Source organism: Clostridium sartagoforme (assembly GCF_039521405.1).
GTDB classification, from domain to species: Bacteria; Bacillota; Clostridia; order Clostridiales; family Clostridiaceae; genus Clostridium; species Clostridium sartagoforme.
The window spans coordinates 39,886-66,285 of the sequence record NZ_BAAACH010000003.1; the positions used below are offsets into that span (position 1 = coordinate 39,886).

Consider the following 26,400-nt stretch of genomic DNA (forward strand, 5'->3'; position numbering starts at 1 on the left):
ATTTACAGGAACTATTAAATTTTATTATATAAATTTTTTGGTTTTATAATTTTTATAAAAAGCAAATATTAGAGTAGAGGTGATTTTATGGATTTATCAAATAAGATTAAAAACGCTGCAGACTTTATAATGAAAAAATCTAAATACAAACCTGAAATCGGTTTAATTTTAGGATCTGGATTAGGATCATTAGCCGATTCTATAGAAAATCCTGAATTTTATCCTTATGAAGACCTTCCACACTTTCCAGTATCAACAGTTGAAGGTCATGCTGGAAGACTAGTTGTTGGTATGTTAAACGGCAAGTGCGTTGTTGCTATGCAAGGAAGATTCCATTACTATGAAGGCTATGCTTTCAATGAGGTAACTTTCCCAGTTAGAGTAATGAAATCAATTGGAGTTGAAAAGCTTATTGTTACAAATGCTTGTGGAGCTGTTAATGAAAGCTTTAAGCCTGGAGACTTAATGATTATAACAGATCAAATTAACTTTTCTGGAGATAATCCTTTAATAGGTAAAAACCTAGATGAATTTGGCCCAAGATTCCCTGATCTTTCAAGTGCTTATTCAAAGGATTTAGTTGAGAAGGCTAAAGAAATTGCAAATAAATTAAACATCGATATTAAAACTGGAGTTTATATGATGTTTAGTGGTCCAACTTATGAAACACCAGCTGAAATTAGAATGTCTAGAGTTTTTGGAGCAGATGCTGTTGGTATGTCAACTGTTCCTGAAGTAATCGTTGCTGCTCATTGTGGAATGAAGGTTCTTGGAATATCATGCTTAACTAACATGGCAGCTGGTATACTAGATCAACCATTAAATCATGAAGAGGTTATGGAAACTTCAGCTAAAGTAAAAGAAACATTTACTAAACTTATGAACGAAATAATTAAAGAAATTTAATCAGTTCACAGTTCACAAGACACAGTTTACAGTTGTTATATTTTGCGAAGCAAGCTTCTTAGGTAAAAGGTACCAGGGAACAGGGAACAAGCTCAATTATAGTCTGCTAAACTCAACTAAGTTTTTAATTTCCCTCACCAATTATTTTTTACCAATAACTTAATTCATTATTAATTTAAATTCTTAATATAAGTTGGCGAAGGTAAATAGAATATGTGAAATAAGCATATAGTGAGAAACTAGAAGTACTTGATGAAGGAAGAACTACTATGCCTTAGTGTTGTTGGTTTGTCTGAGCGCAGCGAGTTTAACCAAAACTCTTGGCATAGTAGTTCTCCGAGCCTAGTACTTCTTTTCGTAGCTATTTAGCTTATGAAACATATCTATTTATCGTAGCCTTTATATTCGCAATTTATTACTTAATTACAGTTATCTCCTTGCTTACTTTATTTAAAACTTCACACCCATCCTTAGTAACTAAGACTAAGTCTTCAATTCTTACTCCAAAATCATCTTTTAAATAAATTCCAGGTTCAATAGAAAATATCATGCCAGCCTTAATTTCTTCATGGTTAGATGAACTGACATCTCCAAAATCATGATCTTCTATCCCTATACTATGACCTGTTCTATGAGTAAAATATTCACCATAACCAGAATCTATTATATAATCTCTTGCTGCTTTATCTATATCTGAAAATTTCATGCCTTCTTTTACTTTACTTATAGCATTTAAATTTGCTTCCTTTACGACATTATATATTTTTTCATGCCTTTCATTTGGGCTTTCTCTAAAAAATACTGTTCTTGTCATATCAGAACAATAAGAATTATACACTCCACCAATATCTATAACTATACTATGACCTTTTCTTATAATATCATTTCCAGAATGGTGATGTGGGTCTGCTCCATTAGGACTTACTGCAATTATTGGTGAAAAAGAAAATTTATTTACATCATACTTCTCGTAAATTTCAGTTAAAAGGCTAGCATAGTACTTTTCTGCTTTCCCTTCTTGTAAATTATTTAAAAGCTCTAGCATAACATTATCATTAATCTCTGAAGATTTTTTCATTAAAGCTATTTCTTCTTCATCTTTTATCATTCTTAACCTATCAATTATAGGAGATGCATTAACAAAAGCTTTCGCTCCATTATTATTCATAAGTTTTATTAAGAAATGTGCGGGCCAATTTTTATCCACACCTAGAACATCATTTTTATCAACAATTGTTGATAATATGTTTATTGGATCTTCCGTATCCGAATACCATATTAAATCTACGCCTAAATCCTCATATATAGGAAATAATTTATTAACTATAAATTTGTGATTACCATTTATATTTAAGTATAAAGCAATCATTCTTTCTCCTGGTGAAAACCACTTTCCCGTTAAATAAAAGATAGCTGGAGGTGATGATATTAACATTTGACTTAAGTTTTTGCCCTCCATTGATTTTAATATATTTTGCAGCCTATTTAACTTCATTTATTTTCCTCCTCATAACAACTTATATATAAATATAATATACATCAACAATTAAATAATATCTATTTATAATATTATTAATTTTATTTATACTAAATATTTAAAGTGATATAATATATTTAGTAAAATCTATACTTTAACTTTATTTTGAACTTATGGAGGAATACTTATGAAAATAGCTGCTATCTCAGATATTCATGGAAATATATATGCCTTAATGAAGGTATTAGAAGATATAGATGATCAAAAAGTTGACTTAACAATTTGTCTTGGTGATTTAGTTGGTTATGGACCTCATCCTAATGAAGTTGTGGCTTTAATCAAAAGAAGAGAAATTCCTTGTATTAAAGGAAATTATGATGCTTCTGTTGTAGATGGAGGTTTTACATTTATAAGAGATACGTCAATTAACTCCTTTGCACTTCCTTGGGCTTGTGATGAAGTTAGGGCTTCAAATAAATACTATTTATCACAGCTTCCTCTATTTTTAAACTATGATATTAATGGAGTAAAGCTTAAATTTACACACGGTAGTCCTAATTCTATAAGTGAGTATTTATTTGAAGATAAAGAAAATACAGAAGAAGTAATGAATAATTTAGAAGAAGATATTTTAGTTTGTGCACATACTCATATTCCTTCATATAAAAAATTTAACAATAAAATGTTTATTAATGTAGGAAGTGTAGGAAAGCCTAAAATAGGTCGTCCAAATGCTACTTATTGCATAATTAATATTGATGATAATAAAAAAATAGACGTGAAATTTAGAGAGTTGGAATATGAATTTAAAAGAATTGTTAAAGATACTCAAATGCTTCACTTTCCAAATCAATTAATTTCATCTTATGAAAGCGGAAACGAATAATAAAAAATTGCTACGATTTAACCGTAGCAATTTTTTATTATTCCCATGTACATTTTTTTGTGTAATTTAAATGTCCTACTACTCGTAACTTTTCCAAAGCTTCTAGTTGTTCTTTACTACAATTTTCAAATGTTTTAGTTTGATCTGTTCCTGGTTTCATTCCGCAAAAGTTTTCCTCACTCCAGTTATCTACATCTATAATATCATAAATAGTTCCATTTACAGCAATATAAGAAGGTCTTCCACCTTCTCCATTATATTCACTTAACTCTTCTAAGGTAAGTTGAAGTAATTCATTATCTCTTTTTTTATTATGAAAGCCTATATCATTAAGATAAGAATTAATTTGATTACAAACTCTTTCCATAACATGTAATATATTTTCCTTATAATCTTCTGGATATGTTACTAACATGCTTTTCAACTCATTTAATTCAATAAATTTCTTTTCTAAAAACTCCTTATTATCCATAATATCCTCCATAAAATGTTCCTAAAATTATATTATGATTTAAAGTTGCAAATGTTAGTGAATTGGTGTAAAATCGTAATAAACATTATATTTTTTATTACTGTGATGAGAAGAGTAACTATATGGAAGTAGTTTTAGCGAGTAAGGAATGGTGTAAGCCTTATACGAAGCCTTTAGTGAAGAACATCTCTGAGTTTCTAACCGAACAAGTGGAAAATTATTACCTTTTCATTATGTTAAAGGTGTAATCTAGATTAACAAAATTCAAACCTTTAGTTTCACTTAAGTAGACTTAGACGGATTCAAACCGTTATAATTTGAATGACATTATAGTGTCAATTGAGTGGCTATTTATAGCAATTTGGGTGGTACCGCGAAATTTATCCTTTCGTCCCTTTTTAGGGATTGAAAGGTTTTTTTATTTTATGAAATAATTTTTAGGAGGATTACAAATGGATAAAGTAGTTTTAATAAAATCACTTTACAGAAATCAAGAAGAATATTTAAGCAAAGAAATAAAAATTTCTGGATGGATAAGAACATTAAGAGCATCTAATGCTTTTGGATTTATAGAAGTTAATGATGGTAGTTTCTTTAAAAATATTCAAGTTGTATTTTCAAATGAACTTTCAAACTTTACAGAAATCTCAAAGCTACCTATAAGCTCTTCAATATCAGTTATAGGTACTTTAGTTGCTACACCTGAAGCTAAGCAACCCTTTGAAATTCAAGCAAAAGAAGTAATAGTAGAGGGTATGTCAAACTCTGATTATCCACTACAAAAGAAAAGACATTCTTATGAGTATTTAAGAACAATAGCTCACTTAAGACCAAGAAGTAATGCCTTTTCAGCTGTATTTAGAGTACGTTCAGTGGCAGCTTTCGCTATTCACAAGTTCTTCCAAGAAAGAGGATTTGTTTATACTCATACACCTCTAATAACTGGAAGTGATGCTGAAGGTGCTGGAGAAATGTTTAAAGTTACTACATTAGACTTACACAATGTTCCAAAAACTGAAGAAGGTACTATTGACTTTAGTCAAGATTTCTTTGGTAAAGAAAGTAACCTAACAGTATCAGGACAATTAAATGGTGAATGTTATGCTTTAGCATTTAGAAATATTTACACTTTTGGACCTACTTTTAGAGCAGAAAATTCAAACACAGCAAGACATGCTGCAGAGTTCTGGATGATAGAACCTGAAATAGCATTTGCAGATTTACAAGATGATATGGAATTAGCTGAAGATATGCTTAAATATGTTTTAGAATATGTTTTAGCAGAGTGTCCAGAAGAAATGGCCTTCTTTAATCAATTTGTTGATAAAGGAATCTTAGATAGATTAACTCACGTTATGACTTCTGACTTTGGAAAAGTAACTTATACTGAAGCTGTTGAAATATTAAAGAAAGCTAATAAAAAGTTTGAATATCCAGTTGAATGGGGAATTGACCTACAAACAGAGCATGAAAGATATTTAACAGAAGAACATTTCAAGAGACCTGTGTTTGTAACAGATTATCCAAAAGATATAAAAGCATTTTATATGAGATTAAATGATGATGGAAAAACAGTTGCTGCAACAGATCTTTTAGTTCCAGGTATAGGAGAACTTATAGGTGGAAGCCAAAGAGAAGAAAGATTAGATATCCTAACTAAGAGAATGGCTGAACTTGGCCTTAAAGAAGAAGATTACTGGTGGTATTTAGAGCTTAGAAAATATGGAGAAACTAAGCATGCTGGATTTGGATTAGGTTTTGAAAGACTTATTATGTATATTACAGGTATGCCAAATATCAGAGACGTAATTCCATTCCCAAGAACCACAGGACAATCTGAATTCTAATAAAATCCCCCATAGCAATTACTTATTGCCTATGGGGGATTAATTTTATTTATTATATTTTAATTTCAATCTAATATTTTTATGCCTATTTTAATTCTCTTTTGAATATTACTGAGCCATCATCTGGTTTTGGATTCCACCCTACTCCCTCATGAGGCTTAGTTAAGTCACCTGTGAGCTCCCATCCCTCACTACCATAATTATTAAGTTCCTCTTGCAGCTTATCTGGATCTCCTAAGTTTTTTATAGAATTAATTTCAACGACCTTATATTCCCATTTCATATGAGATAACCCTCCTTGATACTGATTTTTAATAAAAATATAATAATAAAATTTAAATTATTTTTCTAAGGTAAACCATCCTGTTGTTTTATTTGCAATCTTAACTAGTGTAAGCATTACTGGAACTTCAACTAAAACTCCTACTACTGTTGCAAGTGCTGCTCCTGATTGTAGTCCAAAAAGAGAAATAGCTACTGCTACAGCAAGTTCAAAGAAGTTACTTGCTCCTATCATCCCTGCTGGTGCTGCAATATTATGTGGCAACTTCCAAAGCTTTGCCCAAATATATGCGAACCCAAATATAAAAAATGTTTGAATTGTAAGTGGTATTGCAATCAGCAATATGTGAGTTGGATTGTTTATTATAGTATCTCCTTGAAATGAAAATAATATTATTAATGTTAAAAGTAGTCCTATTATTGTTATATTATCAAACTTTTTTAAAAATATATTTTCAAAATACTCTTTACCTTTATTTTTTATTACTAAGGTTCTTGTAATATATCCTAATGCTAAAGGAACTACAACAAATAATATAGTTGATAATATTAAAGTTCCAAATGGTATAGATACATCACTAACTCCTAGTAAAAACGCTACTATAGGTGTGAATGCAATTAAAATAATTAAATCATTTACTGCTACTTGAACTAAAGTATATGCTGGATCTCCTTTTGTTAAGTGACTCCATACAAATACCATAGCTGTACAAGGAGCTGCTCCTAATAAAACTGCTCCAGCTAAATATTCTTTAGCTAAATCTGGTGTAATAATCCCTTTAAAGACTACAAATAAGAAAAATGCTGCTATTGCATACATAGTAAATGGCTTTATTAGCCAATTAGTTGTGCAAGTTACAATAAGTCCTTTTGGCTTTTTAGTAGCATTTAGAATACTTGTAAAATCTATTTTTAACATCATTGGATATATCATAAGCCATATTAAGATAGCTACAGGTATTGATACATTATAATATTCAAACTTATTTAATGTTTCAGGTATAATAGGAAGCAATTGACCAATGGATATTCCTATCACAATACAAGCAGCAACCCATATTGTTAAATATCGTTCAAAGACTCCTAATCCCTTTCCTTTACTTTCTTCCCCCATAATTCCCTCCTATATCTCGTTATTCTTAATTCTTTTTGCTAAATCTTTTATTTTTTCTTCTATCACTTTTGCAACTTTAATGAACTCCTCATCACTTTTACCAGTAGGATCTTCTAAGCCCCAGTCCTCAACATGACTAGCTGATATAACAGGACACACAACATTGCACCCCATTTTTATAGCAATATCAACATCTGGTATATCTGTAAGTAATTTAGATTTTTGAGTTTCATTCATATCAATATTATATAATTGCTTAGTTATTCTTACTGCATCTTGATTTATTTGTGGTTTAGTTTCAGTTCCAGCTGAATAACTTTCAAAAACTTCACTTCCATATAATTTTCCTAATGCCTCCGCCATTTGTGATCTACAAGAATTATGAACACATATAAATGCTACCTTCTTTTTCATTTTTAGTTTCTCCTTTTATTTAATTATTTCTAATAAATTTTTACCTTTTAATTCTTTAGGTTTCCATTCAATCACTGAAAAATTTCCCTTTGATATTTTATCAACCTTATTTATCCATTTAATTTCATTACTTGCCTTTGCTCTTAATATTTCATTAGTGGTTTCAGTTGCATAAAGGCTTGAATTTATTACCCACCACTTACTATTTATCCCTGCTCTATTTAAATCTTTTTGCAATCTAATTGCTTCAAAAACAGGAGTAGTTTCTCCTAGAGTAACAATAATAACTTCTGTTTCATTTTCGTTTCTTAGTTTTGGTAAAAGCTTTTTAACTGATTCAGGTATATCACCTTCTGATCTCTGGATCTCTCTATGATAGCTTTGAGTTGAATCTAAAAGTAATAACGTATGTCCAGTTGGTGCAGTATCAATAACTACAACCTCATTTTCTGATTTTCCAACTATTTCTGCAAAAGCTCTAAATACTGCAATTTCTTGAGTACAAGGTGATCTCAAATCTTCTTCAACATATTCAATATCAGCATCACTCATTGTTTCTCTTGCCTTACTTAAAACTTCTTCTTTATACTTCTCTAGTTCTTTCTTTTCATCAATGCTACTTAAAGTTATTCCATAGCTTTCATCAACCACAAACTTTAAATGAGCTGCCGGATCTGTAGTAGTTAAATGAACTTTCTTACCCTTCTTAGCGAGTCCTATTGCAATAGCTGCTGCAATAGTTGTCTTTCCAACTCCTCCTTTTCCCATTGTGAATATAACTTTCTTATTACTATTAAATATGTCTTCTATAACATTATTTAACTTAGGAATTGTTGTTGTATTTATTTTATCTGTACTTACTTTTATATTACTCTCTTTTAATAACGCTCTGACATTTTCAAGCCCTGTAATATTATAAGGTCTTAAGGGTATTTTGTACCTTTCAATCCCTTTTAATCCTACTGGGATATCATTTAAGGCTTTTTGTTGTTTATTATATAATGCAGTTGATAAATCATCATCATACTTTTCTAGTACTCCATTCACAACCAAAATTTGATTTGCTACACCGATTTCCTTAAGTTCATTTGATGCTCTTTCAGCTTCTTTTAATGGAGACTCTTCTGGTCTAGATACAAGAATAAGAGTAGTCTTTGCCTTATCTGCCAAATTAGAAACTGCATTTTTGTAAACTTCCTTTTTACTTTCAAGTCCCGATAACTGTCCTAAACATGATGCCCCATGAGTATTTTCACTTATAAAATTACTCCATGCTGATGGTAATTGAAGCATTCTTAATGTATGTCCAGTTGGTGCAGTATCAAAAATTATATGATCAAAGTCATTAGCTGCTTTTTCATCAGTAATAAAAGATGAAAACTCATTAAAGGCCGCAATCTCAACAGTACATGAGCCTGAAAGTTGTTCTTCCATATTATTTAATACATTTTCTGGTAACTTTCCTCTATATGGTGATATAACACTTTCTTTATATTCTGCTGCTGCTTGTTCTGGGTCAAAATTAGCCACTACCAAATTAGACACATCTTTTATTTGAACACCTTTATTATCTAATTCAGTATTAAAAACATCTTGAAGATTAGAAGCAGGATCTGTACTGATAAGCATTATCTTCTTTCCTTCATCTGCCAAAGACACTGCTGTCGCACAAGCTGTTGAAGTCTTACCCACTCCTCCTTTACCTGTGAAAAATAAATATTTAGTTAGGTTTATTTCTTTTATATCAAATGTTTTATACATTCTCTATCACTCCCCCTTAATTAACAACAACCACCCTTACAACAACAACTATTTGATTTTTTTTCTTCAGCCTTTAGTAAATCAGGAGAAATTTCTAGTAAATTACAAAACTCATCATTAGTAGGGTAGTTACCTACTTTTACAATTTTCCCATCAACCATTGTTGCTGGTAATACATCAACACCTTGCTTCATCAATATTTCATTTATTGTTTTGTTATCAACAAATATTTGTGGATTGCTTGTTAAATTATATCTTTCAACTAATATCCCCTTATTCCTTAAATTATTTATTACTGTTGAAACCCTTAAAAGTTCTGGATTTACAGATGGACCACAAACCCCTGTTGAACAGCACATTGCAGGATCAAAAATAATCATTTTTTTCATAATAAATACACTCCTTTAAATTTTTAATTATTTTTACATACACATTCTTTTTGCTTACAAATACACTCTTCCGTGTCAGTGATAATATTCATTAAGTTTAAAATTAATCTGTTAGCATTAGTTGTATGTAATTTATAATAGCTCCAATTCCCTTCTTTTCTTGATAAAACTAAACCACATTCCATTAAAACCTTCATGTGATGAGATAATGTTGGCTGAGTAAAATTAAAACTTTCTAGCAAATCACAGGCACACTTTTCACCACAAGATAAGATATCTATTATTTTCAGTCTATTAGGGTCACTTAATGCTTTTAAAACTTTTGCATTTTCCTCATAATTATTTTTCATATTTATCCTCCCAGCATAAATTATTCCTTGTATACAATATAGATAACTATCTATATAATGTCAATATATATCTTTAATTATAATACTTTCAATTATTTATTATAGATATATATCTATATACTATTCTTAGCACCACAGTTTGTTACTAATATTTTAGACAATAAAAAAACTTTGGCAAATAAAATATTCATTGTCAAAGTTTTTTATATATTTACTTCATAATCGCAACTCTTTATTATTTCATAAGTTTCCTTGTAAATCAACAAGTAAAGCTTAAAGTTAAAATTCTAATTTTTAGACTTTATTATATTATTCTAACATATCCTAGGTAACATATTTCCTTCTAAAGGTGGCAATATTCTTTTACCTCCAAAATAATTTTCTATAAAAATAGTATTTCGTGATTCTTTAATGAATTCACCTATAATTTTTGCATTTTTTCCCCCATTAAATTCTTGAATTTTCTTCAATATATTTTCTGCTTCTGATGCTTCTACAACTATTACCATTCTTCCTTCACATGCCATATATAATGGATCAAATCCTAAAAGTTCATTTACAGCTATAACACCTCTATCAATCGGAATATCTTCCTCCATTAAATGTATTCCAAGTTCACAAAGATTAGAAAACTCATGCAATACAGTTGCTAACCCCCCTCTAGTTGGATCTCTCATTATTTTTATTGAATCATAGTTATCTTTAATTATTTCTGTAAAAGGGTATAGAGAGGCACAATCACTTTTTATCTTATCTTTCACTTTGATATCATATCTTTCTATTGCAATTGTTGTACCATGATCTCCTATATTTCCTGTTACTATAATTTTATCCCCTTCTTTAATTGGCTTTTGCTTATATCTTTCTAAAACAATCCCTATTCCACTAGTATTAATAAAGATTCCATCTACTTTTCCCTTTTCTACTACTTTTGTATCTCCTGTTATAATACTTACTCCTGACTCTAAGCAAGTTTCACTCATAGACTTCACAATTTTATTTAGGTTTTCCAATGAAAATCCTTCTTCAATTATAAACCCAGCACTTAAATAAAGGGGGCTTGCCCCTGATACAATTAAATCATTAATTGTTCCACAAACCGCAAGTTTTCCTATGTTTCCACCAGAAAAAAATACTGGTTTCACTACAAAAGAATCTGTTGTAAATGCTAGCTTATTATTAGCAGCTTGAAATATTGTTGCATCTTGGCCCTTTACTAACAAATCATTATTAAAATATTTATAAAAAATGTTTTTGATTAATTCTTCAGTATGCTTTCCTCCATCTCCATGACTAAGCTTTATTACATTATTCATTTATTATTCTCCCATTATATTTGTAGAAAATTGAGCATGCTCCTTCATTAGAAACCATACAGGGCCCAACTGGATTTTCTGGAGTACAAAGCCTTCCGAAAAATTCGCAATTAATAGGTCTCTTTTTTCCTAATAAAATTTCACTACAAACGCAATTTTTGCTATTACCTTTTCTTAAACTTATTTTAAATTTCTTTATTGCATCATAATATTTATAATCTTCCTTTAATAAAAAACCTGAAGAGCCAATATTGCCTATTCCCCTCCATTCAGAATCACAATAAGAAAATACTTCCTTTATTATTTGGTTTCCCTTTAAATTTCCTTTTGAAGTTACACAACTTTTGTATAAATTTTTAAATGTTTTCTTATTTTTACTTTGCTCTTGGGTTAAAAAATATATAGCTCCAATAATATCTAACTCATTAAATCCTGCTACTACTGCTGGAATATTATATTCTTCTACAATAAACTTAAAATAATCTGCTCCCATTACTGATGCTACGTGGCCTGGGCAAATAAGTCCCTGTATGTTTAATTTATCATCCCTTAAGATATGATGTAGTATTGGTTCCATCCTTTTTATTCCTATAAAAAAGGAAATATTTCTTATATTTCTTTTTTTAGCTGTTTTAATAGTTAAAGCAATTATTGGTGCAGTAGTTTCAAACCCAACTGCTAAAAAAACTACTTCTTTATCTTTATTTTCTTCTGCCAGATTTATTGAATCTAAAGGTGAATATATTATCCTAATATTCTTTCCTTTTTCTCTTTGTTCAATTAAATTTTCCTTACTTCCTTTAACTTTCATCATATCTCCAAAGGTAGCTAAAACTACTTTATCATCTTTAAGGATTTCTATAGCAGCATCTATATATTCCTCAGAAGTAACACAAACTGGACAACCGGGTCCTGATATTAAATTTATCTTAGGCTCAACTAATTCCCTGATTCCAAATTTTGATATAGATTGAGTATGAGTTCCACAAACCTCCATAATATTAAATTCACCATTAGGATAATTGTTAATTTCCTCTAAAAACCTTTTAATTAAAAATTTCTTGTTCATTATTTACCTCTACTTTAGATAATAATTTAAGAAGATCATTTAATTCTTCAAAATACTCTATATCAATCTTTTGAATAGCACATCCAGCATGTATTAAAACATAATCACCTATTTGGGCTTCTTCAATAATTTGAATATTTACTTCACTTTCCATCCCCATAATGTTTACTTTTGCAGTAGCTTCACTTATTTCTACAATTTGACCTGGTATTGCAAGACACATCCTTTTCAATTCCCTTCATTATCATAAATATAATTAATTTTCCTTTAATAAAGCACTAGCTATATAAAGTTGTCCAAAAGATAATCCTCCATCATTTGTAGGAACTTTCTTATTATAAAAAACTTCAAATCCCTTCTCAGTTAGTTTTTTATATATATTTTTTAATAAATATTCATTTTCAAACACTCCACCACTAAGAACAACTTTATTAATATTCTCCCTTTGCCTTAAAATATAAAGTAAGTCACAAGTTGCATAGATTAATGAGTTATGAAATTTAGCGGATATATTTGAATGAGATTCTCCATCTTTTATATCCTTTAGTACACCTTCTATTATTCTTTTATATTCTATCTGAAGAACTTTCTCATTTTCTCTGATATCATATAAATAGCATTCATTTATATTCTCATTAATGATATTTTCTAATTCTATAGCGGCTTGTCCGTCGTAGGATATATAATTTCTTATACCTATAAGGGAGGCTACACAATCAAATAGTCTTCCAATGCTAGAAGATAAAAAACAATTTATTCCTGATTTCAAAGCTTGTATAACAGCTTCAATTTCCTCTTTATCTATATAATTAATTATTTCTAGAGGATTATAATCCAAAGAATTCAAATAGCTTACTGCACATCTCCACGGTTCTTTTATTGCCTTATATCCTCCTTGGATATTTACATATTGTAATTGACCAACTCTTCTAAACGACTTTCTATTTCCAACAAAAAATTCTCCACCCCATACTGCTCCATCTAATCCAAAGCCAGTTCCATCAAAAATAACTCCAATTGTATTTTCATATATTGAGTTTTCTGCCATACAGCTTACCATATGTGCATGATGATGTTGAACTTCTATTTTATTTATTTTTTGACTCTTTACATAATTAGTACTTATATATGAAGGGTGCATATCATGTACTAATATATATTTTTTGACATCAAGTAAATTAATAAAGTGATTAATCACATACTTAAAATTATTGTAACAATTAAAATCCTCCAAATTTCCTAAGTATTGACTCAAATAAGAATAGCCATTTTTTGAAACACAAACTGTATTTTTTTGTTCACCACCAACTGCTATAATTTCATATTTTTCATTACCCTTTGATATATATGGTGCGTATCCCCTCCCTATCCTTATAACCTTTTCATCATTATTTATAACTTTCACAACAGAATCATCTTCTTCAATATAAATATCTCTATCATGCATTAAAAAATAATCAGCTACTCTATTCAAATTATTTAATGCCTCATTATTTTCATATTCCATTAGCATATTACTTATGTTTCCACTAGTCATAACTAAAAAACGTAATTCTTCATCTAATAGTAAATGATGTAACCCTGTATATGGCATCATAACTCCTAATGAGTTTTGTTTTGGTGATATAGCTTTTGATAATAAAAAGGAAGGTTTCTTTTTCAAAATTACAATAGGTCTTTTATTACTTTTCAATATTTCTTCTTCTTTAGCTGATAATTGACAAACCTCTTTTACAGCATTAATATCCTTTGCCATTATTGCTAATGGTTTATGTGGTCTTTGCTTTTTATTTCTAATAAGTTTAATAACAGCTTCATTTTTAGCATCACAAACTAAGTGAAATCCTCCAATACCTTTAACTGCTAGTATTTTTCCTGCCTTAAGCAACTCTTTAGCTTCATCAATTACATTCTTACATTCAATTATTTTCCCTTCATTGTCTACTAAAGAAATACTTGGCCCACATTTTTTGCAACAATTTGGCTCAGTATGAAATCTTCTACTTAATGGATTATTGTATTCAGCATTACACTCTTTACACATTATGAATTTTTCCATAGTTGTATAGTTTCTATCATAAGGTAAACCCTTAATTATAGAATATCTCGGCCCGCAATTAGTACAATTTGTAAATACATATTTATATCTATTAGTTTCACTTTTTTGTATGTCCTCTAAGCATTCTTTACAAATTGCTACATCTGGCGAAATAAACTTTAACAAATTTTTTTCATTGACGCTTTCTTTAATCTGAAAAATATCTTCATAAAGATTCTTTCTATGTGAAGATTCTTCTTTTATAAATTTACATTGAAATTTTTCAATTTTAGCAATAGGAGGAGGATTATTTAAAATACTTAGTATAAATTTTTTCAAATTATCTCTTGTTCCTTGGCAATAAATTTCCACAGCTCCCCCTACATTATTAACATATCCTGAAATATTGTAAATAGTGGCATTTTTATATACAAAAGGCCTAAATCCAACACCCTGCACTATTCCCTCTATTTTTATTTCATATTGAAGAGTTTTATAATACTTTAAATAATAGTATTTTGAAGTCTTATTTAATAAAAAAGTATTTTCCATATTTGAGTATCCCTCTAGTTTACGATTTTTTTTATTTCATTTAAAATATTTTTAGAAATTAATTTTAGCCTTTTCTCTAAAATACAATCTAGTCCAACTCCAAATTCAACTTTATTAACTTCAATACCATAAATTATCCCTTTGATATTAGGATAATAAATTTTTACTAAATCCAAAAAATTATAGTTATGCTGAGAGGACTCAACCTTATTAGAAATAAATTTATCTATTGATACAGTTGTTATTTCCCCTATATTTTTTCCATAGTAGGCTGCATCTAGAATTATTATATAATCTTCTTTTTTTATATTTCCCATAATATGTTGAAGGTTTGTTTCTCCATATATAACCTCAACTCCAATACTTGAGAGTTCATCTTCTATTTGCTCTGCCACTTTAATTCCTATTGCATCATCTTTCATAAGAATATTTCCTATTGCAATAAGCTTGAAACTCATACTAGGACCTCAACTATATTAGTATCTCCATTACTTCCAATTAAATGAGTTGCACAAGATACACAGGGATCAAAAGACCTTACAATTCTTCCGATTTCTACCGGCTCACTAATATTATTTATTTTAGAGCCAATTAATGATTTTTCTACTGGCCCTGGATTGTTTAACTCATCCTTAGGAGAAAGATTCCATACTGTTGGTGTTATGATATTATAATGCTTAATTACTTTATTTTCTATTTCTATCCAATGTCCTAGAGCTCCCCTAGTGGTATCTATAAGTCCTACACCATAAGCCTTATCAGGAATTAAATAAACCTTTTGATTATTAGACTTTAATTCCACTCTTTTTACTAAGTTCTCTAATATATTAAGTATTTTTTTGGTCTCTAAAACCCTTGCTATATTCCTATCCATACAAGAATGTCCATTTGTGTATTCTCCACTAATAATCAATCGTGCTAATGGTCCAACTTCCATGGGCAATCCATTGTATCGTGGCGCCTTTATAAAGGTATAAGCATTACTCTTAGTCAAATCTACTTCTTCTAAACCTTGTTCTTTCTTGTACCAAGAATAATGAACTTGTTCAGTAATTTTATTAGGTTCAAAGGCATACCTAACATTATTTTCTATTACTTTTGATTTGACATACGTTATTTCTGGATCTTCATACTTATCAAAAACCCCAAAGCTCATAAAATTAGGATATGATATTCCCTTTTTAAAATAATCCGGATAATATTTAGCTATAACCTCTACATCTTCTATCATTTCATTTGATACAAAATCAGTAATTTTTCTTATAGTACTTTTAACTTTCTCTATTTTGTACGCATCTATATCTACTGTAACTCCTCCAACAAAAATCCCATGATTATGCGGTGCCTTTCCCCCCAATATTGCCAAACCTTCATGTGCTAATCTACTTAATTCAATACTTTTAACATAATGTTCTCCTATAATATTGTTAATTTTGCTTGGAAGTCTATAATCGTTGTATTGGCTATTTTCAGCTAATTTTACGCTATAAATTTTTGCATAGCTAGGGATAGAAAGTAAGTAGAAATGTCTTAAATGATTTTGAATAAATTCAAAACCATGCATAATGTCTCTTATATAGCTATCATTTAAGGTAACTTGAACCTTTAATGCATCTTCTAAAGCTAAAGTAGATGCCATAGAATGAGCCGCTGAACATATTCCACAAATTCTTTCTGTAAAATATATAGAATCTAGTGCTGGTCTTCCCTTTAACATTTCTTCAAATCCTCTAAAAAGTAAACCACTAGCAGTTGCCTGTACAATTGTATCTTTTTCTACTTCTGCTTTAACATCTAAGAAACCACTTATTCTTGTAACTGGGTCTATAGTAATTCTTTTTATCATAACTCCTCCTTAATATTTTACAAAAGGCTCATTTCCATCTGGAAAAGTTGATTTTGCACAACCTATACAATTAGTATTATCACCAATAGGCCAATTAACATAGCCATTCCATTTTCTCCTTGGGCAATCAGTTTTTGTGCTTGGTCCTCTGCAACCAAGTTTAATCATACAACCCTCTTCCCCAAAGTTTTTTGCAAAAATACCTTCTTCAAAAAAGCCTCTTCTTGTACAAGTATTATGAATTGTAAAACTATAAAAAAGAAGTGGTCTTCCCTCACTATCTAACTCTGGGACACCATATCCAACTAAATGAGCTAAAGTCCCCACTACCCAATCAGGATGACATGGACATCCTGGCAACTTAATCACCTGACGATTTAAAACTTCTTGTACACTTTTGCTTTCTGAAGGATTTGGCTTTGCTGCTGAAATTCCTCCATGAGAAGCACATGTTCCTACTGCTACAACATACTTTGCTTTTGCACCAGCTAATTCTATAGCTTCTAAAGCTGTAATAGCCTTCCCATTATAATTTGCAATAATATTATAAGCTCCTTTTTCTTTTGTTGAGACAGCTCCATCTACTAGTAATATGAATTCTGTATCAAGTGTCTCTAAAAACTTCTCAAAAGCAGCATCTCCTTCATTACCCATAAGTGTATTGTTAAAAGTAAAATTTACTATACTAGTTAAAATATCATACAACCCTGGATTTTCACTATTTAATAGGGATATTATATTACCAGAACATCCAGTTACTTCAAGCCACATAGCATTTATTTTTTTACTTTCTTGTTTTTTAATCATTTGTGATACATCTTCTTGAAGTCTTCTTGCTGTACTTAATTTATCTTTTTTAATAAAACACTCTCCTTTACTACTCATCCTTTTCCCCTTTTATATCGCTCAATTATAATCTATGCATAAATCATTATAAGTATTAAGCAAAAATTAATATATTAATAAAAATAGCCCCAGAACATCTGACGCTATTTTTGTTAAACAATATAAACTTTGTTATTAAACTTAATTAGACAAGTATATAGATTAACTTATCTTACTTCTTCTTAAGAATAGGTAAACTCCTCCTAATGCTGTTATTACTCCAACTATAATTATAGCCCTTGGATCAAATTTATTTCCTGTGTTAGGTAAAACATTTAATACCTTGTCTATAATTTTTTCTGATTCATTTTTAACTGTAAAGTTTTGTGTCTCTGGAGATTTCACTTTAATTTCTAATTGTTCATTACCTAAAATATATCCCTTAGGAGCCTTTGTTTCTTTAATAATATACTCACCGTAATCTATATTACTAAATGTTACAAGCCCATCTTCTTTAGAAACTTCTTTAGAAATCACATTACCCTCTCTATCATATAAAGTGAATTCTGCTCCTTTAAGAAGTTTTCCCTTCATATCAGTTTTAGTTATTATAACTACTCCTTTAATCTTATTATTTATTACTTTATAGTCATACACTTTCTGATTTTTATCTATAAATACATTTATTACGCCTTTTGAAGCTATATATCCCTCTGGTGCTTTTGTTTCTTTTATTATATATTTACCATAAATAAGATTTTTAAATAAAACAACCCCATCTTCTCCTGATGATAATTTATCAATTTCTTTGCCTTCCATATCGTATAATGTGAATTCTGAATCCTTAAGAACCTTTTTATTATCATCTAATTTTATTATTTTAACAGAACCTCTTATTTTATTATTAGATATACTTTCTGGATTTGCCTTTACAGTTATTTCATTTTCTTTTATTTCCGCCTTTAATTCTTCCTCTGAAAGAACATATCCTTCTGGTGCTTTTGTTTCTTTTATTATATATCTTCCATATTCTATATTCTTAAATTCTACTTTCCCATCTTTACTACTTATACTTACTGTTATAGGATTTTCATAATTTGTATCTGTTGATTTGTAAAGTGTGAACTCAGCCCCTTGTAATATTTCTTTGTTTTCTCCTAATTTTGTGAATTCTATATTTCCTCTTATTTTATTATTAGATATACTTTCTGGATTTGCCTTTACAGTTACTTCATTTTCTTTTATTTCCGCCTTTAATTCTTCTTCTGAAAGAACATATCCTTCTGGTGCTTTTGTTTCTTTTATCACATACCTACCGTACTCTATATTTTTAAACTCTACTTTTCCACTTTCATCACTTTCAACTACTGATACTGGATTTTTATAATCTTCATCGACTTCATTATAAAGTGTAAACTCAGCTCCTTGTAATGCTTCCTTACTTTCTCCTAGCTTTGTAAATTCTATATTTCCTCTTATTTTTGTGTTAGAAATGCTTTCTGGATTTGCTTTTATAGTTGTTACATTTTCTTTTATTTCAGCAGTTAATATTTCTTCTGAAAGAACATATCCTTCTGGGGCTTTTGTCTCTTTTATTGTATATTTACCATATTCTATATTATTGAATTCCACCCTTCCACTTTCATCACTTATAATTACTGCTATAGGATTTTCATACCTTATATCTGTTGCTTTATAAAGTGTAAATGTTGCTCCTTGCAATACTTCATTGCTTTCTCCTAGCTTCGTAAATTCTATATTTCCTCTTATCTTCGTATTAGATATACTTTCTGGATTTGCTTTAATCACCTTTCCATCTTCAGTTATACTAGCATTTAATGTTTTATTTGAAATAACATATCCCTCTGGTGCCTTTGTTTCTTTAATAATATAGTCGCCATACTCAACATTTTTAAACTCCACTTTTCCCGCTTCATTACTTATAGCTACCATCAATGGATTTTGGTAATCAGTATCTGACCTACTATAAAGCGTAAACTCAGCATCTTTAATGGTTTTACCATTTTCTCCAAACTTAAAGAATTCAATTTCACCTGTAATAATTCTATTTTTATAATTATAGGATATATTCTTTTTATCTTCACTATTTTTAATCTGGAACCTATATACTTCATTTCCTAAAATATATCCTGTAGGTGCTTGCTTTTCCCTAACATAATAATCTATGTCAAATTTTAATTTATCAAATACTATTTCTCCATTACCTTCTGTTGGTTGTGAAGTTCTTATGACATTTTGATATCTATCAAGTAATTCAAATACTGCACCTTGTAATCTTATATTTTCATTATTACTATTTACCTTTATAACTTTAATACTCCCAGTTTCACCAATACCACCACCACCGGCGCCTTGAAATATAACATCAACATTTCCTGAACTTGATGATTCAATTAATCCAGTTCCTTTGAAAGATATAGAGTTAGTAAATGGAGTTTTCTTTTTATCTACTACATTAGTTCTAAAAGTTAATATATAAGCGTCTTCTATCTTACCTGGCAATATAAAGTTAAATTCTCTTGTAGAAACATTATACTTTACATTATCTTTTCCTAAACTGATTTCCTCTCCTCTTTCTAGCTTTCCATCTTGTTTTAAAACTTGCTTATACAATTTTACAGAGGTAGTATCTAATTCAAGTCCCTCTTGAAGATTATCTGTAAGAACAATATCTGTGATAGGAACCTTATTAGAGTTAAATGTTACATTCCAATCAATATAAGAATTTCCTCTAGTATAGTCAGCTTTTTTATCAATTAAAGTATTCTTTATTTTTCCTATTCCCGTACTTTCTACTCCACTAGGCACCAAATCTGTTATTAGCTTTGCAGTATTTCTTATTTCCTTTTCTCCATTATTATTAAATATAGAAGTATCTGTAATTTTAGTTTTAAAAGTTATTACTTGCTCATTATTTATTTCACTTGGAAAATTATAAGTTAATGTTCTAGTACTTTCATCATAGGTATAATTTAATTTATCTGCAATACCACCATTAAGCATAACAGAATCTACAACAAACTCTTGCCCTTTATTTATAGTATCTAAAACTTTAGCATTAGGAAGCTTCATCTTATTTTTATTAACAACAATCTTCCATGTAACTTCTCTTGTAATATAATTATAATCTTGACTAGTCTTATTTATCACTTCACTTTGGACCCTTTGAGTTCCTTGGGATTTTGAAGTTATAATATTATCTCCTGTTAATTTAGCTTCATTATAATAATTCTGATCTTTATTTCCTGCATACACATTACTATCTGTTACTCTCGTCCTAAATGTTATTACATAGGGCTCATTAATATCACTATTAAAACTATAAGTTAATGTTCCTGTTTTCTGTTTGTCTCCACTCTCTGCCTTCAAATAATTAAAACTTCCTCCTGGAGTGCTTTTATCTATAGATGCTGATCCTTCTACATATTCTTGACCAACTCTTATTTCATCGCTAATAATAGCATTTTTTATTAATATCTTATTAGTATTTATAGTAATTTTCCATGTAATTTCACCTGTAGCTGCATTGTATCCTATACCTTGTTTATTAATGATGCTACTCGGTACTCCTACCCCCTTAGTATCTGATGCATTACTTGGAACACCGCTTCCAGTTAAGGTTACTTTATTGTTATAAGTTTTTCCTGTGTTAGAGTTATAAGCTGCTTCATCTGTTACTTCTGTAGAAAATTCTATTTTATGTGGCTCATTGATAGCCCATGGGAAAGTGTATATAAACTTTTGCCCGTCTATACTATAATTACTATTTGTTTCAATTCCATCTACCTTAACACTTCCTGGCACAAATGTTAATCCGGCAGGTATATCATCTACAGTTACAGTATTTGGTATATTTTGAGAATTATTGTTTACATAAATACTCCAATTAATTCTTTTTGTTAATGCATCATACTTCCCATCTTTTCTGACAAAATCAGTTTTTATTCCAACTGATGCTTCGTTAGAGTTTACAGAAGTTCCATCATGCTTAAAAATTGCTGTGTTATATTGATATATTGTGGCTCCTTCATCTTCAGAAAGTTTTGAATCTGTTACTTTCGTCTTAAAGGTAATTATTTGAGTTGTTTCTATAACATTTGGAAAATTATAAGTTAATTTTTTGCTACTTAAATCATAATTGTAATTTGCCTCTTGAGGGGTAGCTCCATTTATTTTAACTGAATTAGGTACGAATTCTTGACCATTTCGTATATCATCAATGACTTGAGCACCATATACTTTAACATTTTCTGGATTAACTATTACCTTCCAAGTTATTTCATTTCTTGAAGCATCATATGACCCTTCCTTTTTGATAGAAGCATTAGGAATTTCAGGTTGTTCAAAATCTACGTTAATTATTATAGGCTCTGAATTTCCTCCAACTTCAAATTTAATAGGTATTGGATTATTATTTCCAATTTCATCAATATTAAATTGAGTATCTATATAAAAATACCCTGATATATTAGAATTATTTTCGGCAAATTCATTAAATGTAATAACAACTGCTCCGTCAGTATTTATTACAACATTTGCAATAGTTTCTCCATTTTCAAGATTGATGGGGAAATTTAGTGTACCTATTATTTGGATTTCCTTAGGTATTTGCATCACATAGGTATCACCCTTTTTTACTACTTCTTCATTTGGTATATCAAACTTATAGGTCAATTTAACCTCTGCATTTTTACTTATAGGATTTGATAAATCATTTATTGGCTTTCCATTTTCATCTGTTAAACTTACTTTAGTTATAAAATTAAATTTCCCTGTAATATCTGTAGCATTCGCGGATAATGTAGGAATGATGGAGAAGAATTGAAATAGCATAGCAATAAATGCTATAAAATTAAATAACTTTTTCCTTGGCTTAGCTTTCTGTTTTTCTCTGTTCATAAAAGACCCCTTCCATAATTATTTTTAAAATAAAAAAACCGACCTTAATTTAATCAAGGTCGGTTGCACTACTGACTCCGTATATACAAGTGCCCAAATTAGTATATACATCAACATCTCCTTAAAAATCTCGAACAATTTATTTATTAAAAATAATTTTACCATAAATTGTATTTTTAGTAAATTATTTGAAAGGGTTGTTGTTAAACTTTTATTTTATTATTTTATTTTTATTTAGCTATAATATCTTCTATTATATTAGAAATATCATTATAATCCTCTACCCATATAATATTTATTCCTAATTGTTCAAAGGATTTTTCGTGTAAATCATTATTTATAATATTTACTTTTTTTAAGATATCATTATTTATATTTATATCATTTGAATCATATTTAAAGTTTTTTCTTCTCATGATTGCATAATGTTTTTTCATCTTATTCTTTCTATTAGCTATGGATAAAATTCTTCTTAAATTAGGATCTGTTAATGATAATCCTATCATTAATGTAGTGTTTTCTCTAAGAAAATTTAGTTGTGTTATATTGGTCCATGAATAAGGATCATTATATAAACTATGATATCTATCTTCTGAGAATACTAATAAGCTCTCATATAGCTTTTCATATTGACTTGGGTGACGTGGCAAAAAACCATGCACATGATAAATCCCTAATTTATCTGAGGTCGTATAATCCAGTTCACTATATAGGGAATGATACTGAATGTTATATTTATCAAAATTGTCTTCTAATAAATCATCAAAATTATATGTGACAATAGCTTTAACCCCTACCCCACCTTTTCTCTTTAAACATAATTTTGAAATGCTATCTAATAATTTTGAGTTTCCATTATCTCCGCTTATATTTTTATATAATAAGTTAGCTAAACTTTCTTCAAAAGAATCTCCCAATGTAGCTTTTATAAATGCTGATTGAAGCAATGGTGATTTATTATTTACCTCTTTAATTTGCTTGATTATAAAGTCTGCCTCCTGAGAAGTTATTTTAATATTTTTTTGCTCTAACTCCTTCATTATCATAAGTATCAATAAGTCAGACATTAAATCATTCCAATCACCTATGCCTGCATCTTTTGATATACCAGCACCTAAAAATAATACTAGTTCATCTTTTTTATAAATATTTTTTATCTCATTAATTCTTTCTTTTCTTAGCTCTTTCCAATTATCATTATCATGTATTAATCCCTTATTAACTAAATCATTTACTGTATATTCATGATTATATACATCTTTAATTAAACTTCTAGTATCACTTTCACTTTTCATGGCTTAGTACTCTCTTTCTAAATAGGCTTAGTATTAATTTATGCTTTAGTGTTAAATAAGTATTTTCATATTAATAAATTTATTTTAAATCTAATTTAGTTAGAGTAAGTTTCAGTAATAATTTTGGTCTTATTTGCCTTAATAATATATGTCATTATATAGACTATTAGTCATTACTTAGATTCTTTATATACTACCATTTTATTATTAATATCTTCTTCACAAGAACGCATAGCTAGTATCGTTTCTTCAAATAACTTATCAAGCTCCCATCCTAAATTCTCTGTACCTTGCCTAATTACATCACGAGAACATCCAGCTGCAAACTTTTTGTCCTTAAATTTCTTTTTAATACTTGAAATTTCCATATCCATAACACTTTTAGATGGTCTCATTCTTGCAGCAGCACCTATTAATCCTGTAAGCTCATCAACTGCAAACAGAACCTTTTCCATTTGATGTTCAGGTTTAGGTTGTGGCTTTGAACAAAGACCATATCCATGGCTGGCTGCAGCTCTAATTAATCTTTCATCTATTCCACACTCTCTCATAATTTCTTGTGTTTTACTGCAATGTTCTTCTGGATACATTTCGAAATCTAAATCATGCAGTAATCCTACATTAGCCCAAAAATCAGATTCTTCTTCATATCCTAACTTTATTGCAAAATATCTCATAGCACCTTCAACTGTTAAAGCATGCTGGATATGGAATTCTTCCTTATTATATTCTGTAAGCAATTTCCATGCTTCTTCTCTTGTTATCATTTCATTTCCTCCCTTTATATTTTGTAATTTTGAACTTCAAATAATTTTATAAAAATAACCTAATACTTTTATAAACTGCTCACTTCCCTTATTATATTTATTCATAATTATAACACTTATATAAATAACTGTATATTTATTATAGATATTTATTGATATAATAGTAATTGTAAACACACTATATTAATAATCTTATAAATTTTGAGGGTATGCATAATAATATATACATACCCTCTTCTTATTAACTAAAATAATTTTTTTATTTACTTCTTCTCTTAACTAATTCATATAATGTATGAACCGGAGCACCTGTTCCACCTTTAACAGTTAAATCAGTTTTCTTGTCTGCCCAAGCTGTTCCAGCTATATCTAAATGTAACCATGGTTTATTTTGAACAAACTCTCCTATAAATAATCCTGCTGTAATAGTCCCTGCATTTCTTCCTGGACTATTATTTAAATCAGCTATTTCTGATTTTACCATTTCCTTATATTCATCAAATGATGGTAATTGCCAGAACTTTTCTCCAGTATAAGCTGAGGCTTCTTTAAGCTCTCCATAGAACTTATCATTATTTGTAACAACTGCTGTTGTTGTATCTCCAAGAGCTACTAAAGCTGCTCCTGTTAAAGTTGCTAAATCAATAACTTCATTGGCATTTTCCTTTTCTATAACATAATTAACTGCATCCACTAAAGTTAATCTTCCTTCAGCATCTGTGTTTCTTATTTCTATAGTCTTACCTGCCATACTTCCTATTATATCACCTGGCTTATAAGCTCCTCCAGAAATCATATTTTCACAAGCTGCCACAACTGCTACAACATTAACTTTTAATTGTCTATTAGCAATTATAGACATTGCTCCTATAACTGAAGCTGCTCCACCCATATCTGATTTCATATCAACCATTCCTGATGTAGGCTTAATTGAATATCCACCTGAATCATATGTTAAGCCTTTTCCTACAAGACCTAATATTTCTCCTTTTTGTTCTGGATTACCGAAATATCTCATCACTATAAGTTTAGGTTCTTTTTCTGAAGCCTTTGCTACACTATAAAAAGCTTCCATTTTTAGTTCTTTTATCTTTTCAACACCATGAACTTCTACTTCAAATCCATTTTGTTTTCCAGCTTTAACTGCTTCTTCTGCTAAAGTTTCTGGATAAAGAACATTTGCAGGTTCGTTAACTAAATCCCTTGCTAATATTATTCCCTTTGCAACTTCATTTCCTTCTTCTATAGCTGATACTATTTCTGGAGTTGCTTCCTTTAGTCCACATCTTGCGATTGAAACTGTTAAATCATTTTCTTCCTTTGAATTTGTTTTATATCTATCAAATTTATATCCAGCTAATTGTGCTGCTATTGTCGCATTTTTTACCATTTCTTCTATTTGTAGCACTTCTGTTTTTGGTAATCTCAAGAACACTGTACTAACTTTTAATTCATTTGCTTTTCTTATTGCTTTAGCAGTTACCTTTCTAATTGTATCAACTGTTAAATCTTCTTCTTTACCTAAACCTAACAATATAATAGTTTGAATTGTTTCATTTACATCTAATGTGAATGTATATAAATCACCTTTTTTTCCATTAAATAAATTTCTGCCATTAGCTAAAACAATATGCTTATTTACTTCTTCCTTTGAAAAAGTAAGATTATCTTCAAATAAATAAATTACTTTAATGTCTCCTTGTGAACAAGTAAAACTTCTATATGATACTTTCATTTAATCACCTCATCTAAAATATCTTTTTATCATAATAACACTATTATAAAATCTATTCAATGGATAATAATTATTATTTGTTTGAAAAATTTTTTTATTTTAAGAATTGTTTTAATTTATTGTATAAAAACTTTATTTT

Annotated in this window: 22 protein-coding genes, 1 riboswitch and 1 other annotated feature; of the genes, 3 read left to right on the plus strand and 19 right to left on the minus strand. The window is 29.3% G+C overall.

The window, feature by feature from the left end; genetic code table 11:
• Positions 1-87 precede the first annotated feature (87 nt).
• Positions 88-906, plus strand: coding sequence for a purine-nucleoside phosphorylase (locus ABDZ60_RS00990; RefSeq protein ID WP_016206865.1), 819 nt, complete (start codon positions 88-90; stop codon positions 904-906).
• Positions 907-1,321: 415 nt separating this feature from the next.
• Here the strand turns inward: ABDZ60_RS00990 and ABDZ60_RS00995 are convergent, their stop codons facing one another.
• Positions 1,322-2,401, minus strand: a complete 1,080-nt coding sequence (locus ABDZ60_RS00995; RefSeq protein ID WP_343775128.1) for a M24 family metallopeptidase — start codon at positions 2,399-2,401, stop codon at positions 1,322-1,324.
• A gap of 169 nt (positions 2,402-2,570) precedes the next feature.
• Between ABDZ60_RS00995 and ABDZ60_RS01000 the strand changes: the two genes are divergently transcribed.
• The gene (locus ABDZ60_RS01000; RefSeq protein ID WP_343775130.1) at positions 2,571-3,269 is read left to right on the plus strand and encodes a metallophosphoesterase family protein; all 699 of its coding nucleotides are present in this window, start codon (positions 2,571-2,573) and stop codon (positions 3,267-3,269) included.
• Positions 3,270-3,306: 37 nt separating this feature from the next.
• Here the strand turns inward: ABDZ60_RS01000 and ABDZ60_RS01005 are convergent, their stop codons facing one another.
• Positions 3,307-3,741 carry a cytochrome b5-like heme/steroid binding domain-containing protein gene (locus ABDZ60_RS01005; RefSeq protein ID WP_343775132.1) on the minus strand — a complete coding sequence of 145 codons (435 nt, stop codon included), beginning with the start codon at positions 3,739-3,741 and terminating at the stop codon, positions 3,307-3,309.
• A gap of 93 nt (positions 3,742-3,834) precedes the next feature.
• Positions 3,835-4,140 (plus strand) — a binding site (T-box leader).
• A gap of 53 nt (positions 4,141-4,193) precedes the next feature.
• On the opposite strand from ABDZ60_RS01005, the gene asnS reads away from it, so the two are divergent.
• Complete coding sequence (gene asnS / locus ABDZ60_RS01010) at positions 4,194-5,588, plus strand: asparagine--tRNA ligase (RefSeq protein WP_016206869.1); 1,395 nt, start codon at positions 4,194-4,196, stop codon at positions 5,586-5,588.
• Positions 5,589-5,673: 85 nt separating this feature from the next.
• Here asnS and ABDZ60_RS01015 read toward each other — a convergent pair whose 3' ends face one another.
• The 17 genes from ABDZ60_RS01015 to ABDZ60_RS01095 all read right to left on the minus strand — a co-directional run bounded on the left by ABDZ60_RS01015 (position 5,674) and on the right by ABDZ60_RS01095 (position 26,261).
• Positions 5,674-5,871 carry a DUF4177 domain-containing protein gene (locus tag ABDZ60_RS01015; protein WP_343775135.1) on the minus strand — a complete coding sequence of 66 codons (198 nt, stop codon included), beginning with the start codon at positions 5,869-5,871 and terminating at the stop codon, positions 5,674-5,676.
• Between the two features lie 57 nt (positions 5,872-5,928).
• A complete protein-coding gene (gene arsB, locus ABDZ60_RS01020; RefSeq protein WP_343775137.1) occupies positions 5,929-6,984 on the minus strand; it encodes an ACR3 family arsenite efflux transporter in 1,056 nt (351 codons plus the stop codon).
• A gap of 9 nt (positions 6,985-6,993) precedes the next feature.
• Positions 6,994-7,398 (minus strand): arsenate reductase ArsC, encoded by a 405-nt coding sequence (locus tag ABDZ60_RS01025; RefSeq protein ID WP_016206872.1) that lies wholly within the window; start codon positions 7,396-7,398, stop codon positions 6,994-6,996.
• Positions 7,399-7,413: 15 nt separating this feature from the next.
• A complete protein-coding gene (gene arsA / locus ABDZ60_RS01030) occupies positions 7,414-9,159 on the minus strand; it encodes an arsenical pump-driving ATPase (protein ID WP_343775140.1) in 1,746 nt (581 codons plus the stop codon).
• 20 nt (positions 9,160-9,179) lie between these two features.
• The gene (gene arsD, locus ABDZ60_RS01035; protein ID WP_016206874.1) at positions 9,180-9,548 is read right to left on the minus strand and encodes an arsenite efflux transporter metallochaperone ArsD; all 369 of its coding nucleotides are present in this window, start codon (positions 9,546-9,548) and stop codon (positions 9,180-9,182) included.
• Between the two features lie 23 nt (positions 9,549-9,571).
• Positions 9,572-9,898 carry an ArsR/SmtB family transcription factor gene (locus ABDZ60_RS01040; RefSeq protein ID WP_016206875.1) on the minus strand — a complete coding sequence of 109 codons (327 nt, stop codon included), beginning with the start codon at positions 9,896-9,898 and terminating at the stop codon, positions 9,572-9,574.
• Positions 9,899-10,212: 314 nt separating this feature from the next.
• The gene (gene hypE, locus ABDZ60_RS01045; protein ID WP_343775144.1) at positions 10,213-11,214 is read right to left on the minus strand and encodes a hydrogenase expression/formation protein HypE; all 1,002 of its coding nucleotides are present in this window, start codon (positions 11,212-11,214) and stop codon (positions 10,213-10,215) included.
• Positions 11,207-12,283, minus strand: a complete 1,077-nt coding sequence (gene hypD, locus ABDZ60_RS01050) for a hydrogenase formation protein HypD (RefSeq protein WP_343775146.1) — start codon at positions 12,281-12,283, stop codon at positions 11,207-11,209. Before hypD ends, hypE begins: the two co-directional genes overlap by 8 nt.
• A complete protein-coding gene (locus tag ABDZ60_RS01055; RefSeq protein ID WP_343775148.1) occupies positions 12,261-12,506 on the minus strand; it encodes a HypC/HybG/HupF family hydrogenase formation chaperone in 246 nt (81 codons plus the stop codon). Before ABDZ60_RS01055 ends, hypD begins: the two co-directional genes overlap by 23 nt.
• A gap of 33 nt (positions 12,507-12,539) precedes the next feature.
• A complete protein-coding gene (hypF, locus tag ABDZ60_RS01060) occupies positions 12,540-14,873 on the minus strand; it encodes a carbamoyltransferase HypF (RefSeq protein WP_343775150.1) in 2,334 nt (777 codons plus the stop codon).
• A 14-nt stretch (positions 14,874-14,887) separates the two neighbouring features.
• Positions 14,888-15,331 (minus strand): hydrogenase maturation protease, encoded by a 444-nt coding sequence (locus tag ABDZ60_RS01065; RefSeq protein WP_343775152.1) that lies wholly within the window; start codon positions 15,329-15,331, stop codon positions 14,888-14,890.
• Positions 15,328-16,719, minus strand: coding sequence for a nickel-dependent hydrogenase large subunit (locus ABDZ60_RS01070; RefSeq protein WP_343775154.1), 1,392 nt, complete (start codon positions 16,717-16,719; stop codon positions 15,328-15,330). The genes ABDZ60_RS01065 and ABDZ60_RS01070 overlap by 4 nt, the downstream gene beginning before the upstream one ends.
• Positions 16,720-16,728: 9 nt before the next feature.
• Positions 16,729-17,604 carry a hydrogenase small subunit gene (locus tag ABDZ60_RS01075; protein ID WP_343775156.1) on the minus strand — a complete coding sequence of 292 codons (876 nt, stop codon included), beginning with the start codon at positions 17,602-17,604 and terminating at the stop codon, positions 16,729-16,731.
• A gap of 162 nt (positions 17,605-17,766) precedes the next feature.
• Positions 17,767-22,464 carry a SpaA isopeptide-forming pilin-related protein gene (locus ABDZ60_RS01080; RefSeq protein WP_343775158.1) on the minus strand — a complete coding sequence of 1,566 codons (4,698 nt, stop codon included), beginning with the start codon at positions 22,462-22,464 and terminating at the stop codon, positions 17,767-17,769.
• Positions 22,465-22,512: 48 nt separating this feature from the next.
• Positions 22,513-22,594: riboswitch (cyclic di-GMP riboswitch) on the minus strand.
• A 100-nt stretch (positions 22,595-22,694) separates the two neighbouring features.
• A complete protein-coding gene (locus tag ABDZ60_RS01085; protein ID WP_343775160.1) occupies positions 22,695-23,759 on the minus strand; it encodes an SIR2 family protein in 1,065 nt (354 codons plus the stop codon).
• Between the two features lie 173 nt (positions 23,760-23,932).
• A complete protein-coding gene (locus ABDZ60_RS01090; protein ID WP_343775162.1) occupies positions 23,933-24,526 on the minus strand; it encodes a hydrolase in 594 nt (197 codons plus the stop codon).
• A 259-nt stretch (positions 24,527-24,785) separates the two neighbouring features.
• On the minus strand, positions 24,786-26,261 hold the full coding sequence (locus tag ABDZ60_RS01095; RefSeq protein WP_016206886.1) for a leucyl aminopeptidase: 1,476 nt from the start codon (positions 26,259-26,261) through the stop codon (positions 24,786-24,788).
• Positions 26,262-26,400: the final 139 nt, after the last annotated feature.

Excerpts from the sequence above, each read along its gene's own strand:
- hypD (WP_343775146.1), bottom strand. The coding sequence starts at position 12,283 with ATGAACAAGAAATTTTTAATTAAAAGGTTTTTAGAGGAAATTAACAAT.
- hypF (WP_343775150.1), bottom strand. The coding sequence starts at position 14,873 with ATGGAAAATACTTTTTTATTAAATAAGACTTCAAAATACTATTATTTA.
- ABDZ60_RS01005 (WP_343775132.1), bottom strand. The coding sequence starts at position 3,741 with ATGGATAATAAGGAGTTTTTAGAAAAGAAATTTATTGAATTAAATGAG.
- ABDZ60_RS01075 (WP_343775156.1), bottom strand. The coding sequence starts at position 17,604 with ATGAGTAGTAAAGGAGAGTGTTTTATTAAAAAAGATAAATTAAGTACA.
- hypE (WP_343775144.1), bottom strand. The coding sequence starts at position 11,214 with ATGAATAATGTAATAAAGCTTAGTCATGGAGATGGAGGAAAGCATACT.
- ABDZ60_RS01000 (WP_343775130.1), top strand. The coding sequence starts at position 2,571 with ATGAAAATAGCTGCTATCTCAGATATTCATGGAAATATATATGCCTTA.
- arsD (WP_016206874.1), bottom strand. The coding sequence starts at position 9,548 with ATGAAAAAAATGATTATTTTTGATCCTGCAATGTGCTGTTCAACAGGG.
- ABDZ60_RS01040 (WP_016206875.1), bottom strand. The coding sequence starts at position 9,898 with ATGAAAAATAATTATGAGGAAAATGCAAAAGTTTTAAAAGCATTAAGT.
- ABDZ60_RS01090 (WP_343775162.1), bottom strand. The coding sequence starts at position 24,526 with ATGATAACAAGAGAAGAAGCATGGAAATTGCTTACAGAATATAATAAG.
- arsB (WP_343775137.1), bottom strand. The coding sequence starts at position 6,984 with ATGGGGGAAGAAAGTAAAGGAAAGGGATTAGGAGTCTTTGAACGATAT.
- ABDZ60_RS01065 (WP_343775152.1), bottom strand. The coding sequence starts at position 15,331 with ATGAGTTTCAAGCTTATTGCAATAGGAAATATTCTTATGAAAGATGAT.
- ABDZ60_RS01070 (WP_343775154.1), bottom strand. The coding sequence starts at position 16,719 with ATGATAAAAAGAATTACTATAGACCCAGTTACAAGAATAAGTGGTTTC.
- ABDZ60_RS00990 (WP_016206865.1), top strand. The coding sequence starts at position 88 with ATGGATTTATCAAATAAGATTAAAAACGCTGCAGACTTTATAATGAAA.
- ABDZ60_RS00995 (WP_343775128.1), bottom strand. The coding sequence starts at position 2,401 with ATGAAGTTAAATAGGCTGCAAAATATATTAAAATCAATGGAGGGCAAA.
- ABDZ60_RS01055 (WP_343775148.1), bottom strand. The coding sequence starts at position 12,506 with ATGTGTCTTGCAATACCAGGTCAAATTGTAGAAATAAGTGAAGCTACT.
- asnS (WP_016206869.1), top strand. The coding sequence starts at position 4,194 with ATGGATAAAGTAGTTTTAATAAAATCACTTTACAGAAATCAAGAAGAA.
- arsA (WP_343775140.1), bottom strand. The coding sequence starts at position 9,159 with ATGTATAAAACATTTGATATAAAAGAAATAAACCTAACTAAATATTTA.
- ABDZ60_RS01015 (WP_343775135.1), bottom strand. The coding sequence starts at position 5,871 with ATGAAATGGGAATATAAGGTCGTTGAAATTAATTCTATAAAAAACTTA.
- ABDZ60_RS01085 (WP_343775160.1), bottom strand. The coding sequence starts at position 23,759 with ATGAAAAGTGAAAGTGATACTAGAAGTTTAATTAAAGATGTATATAAT.
- ABDZ60_RS01095 (WP_016206886.1), bottom strand. The coding sequence starts at position 26,261 with ATGAAAGTATCATATAGAAGTTTTACTTGTTCACAAGGAGACATTAAA.
- ABDZ60_RS01025 (WP_016206872.1), bottom strand. The coding sequence starts at position 7,398 with ATGAAAAAGAAGGTAGCATTTATATGTGTTCATAATTCTTGTAGATCA.
- ABDZ60_RS01080 (WP_343775158.1), bottom strand. The coding sequence starts at position 22,464 with ATGAACAGAGAAAAACAGAAAGCTAAGCCAAGGAAAAAGTTATTTAAT.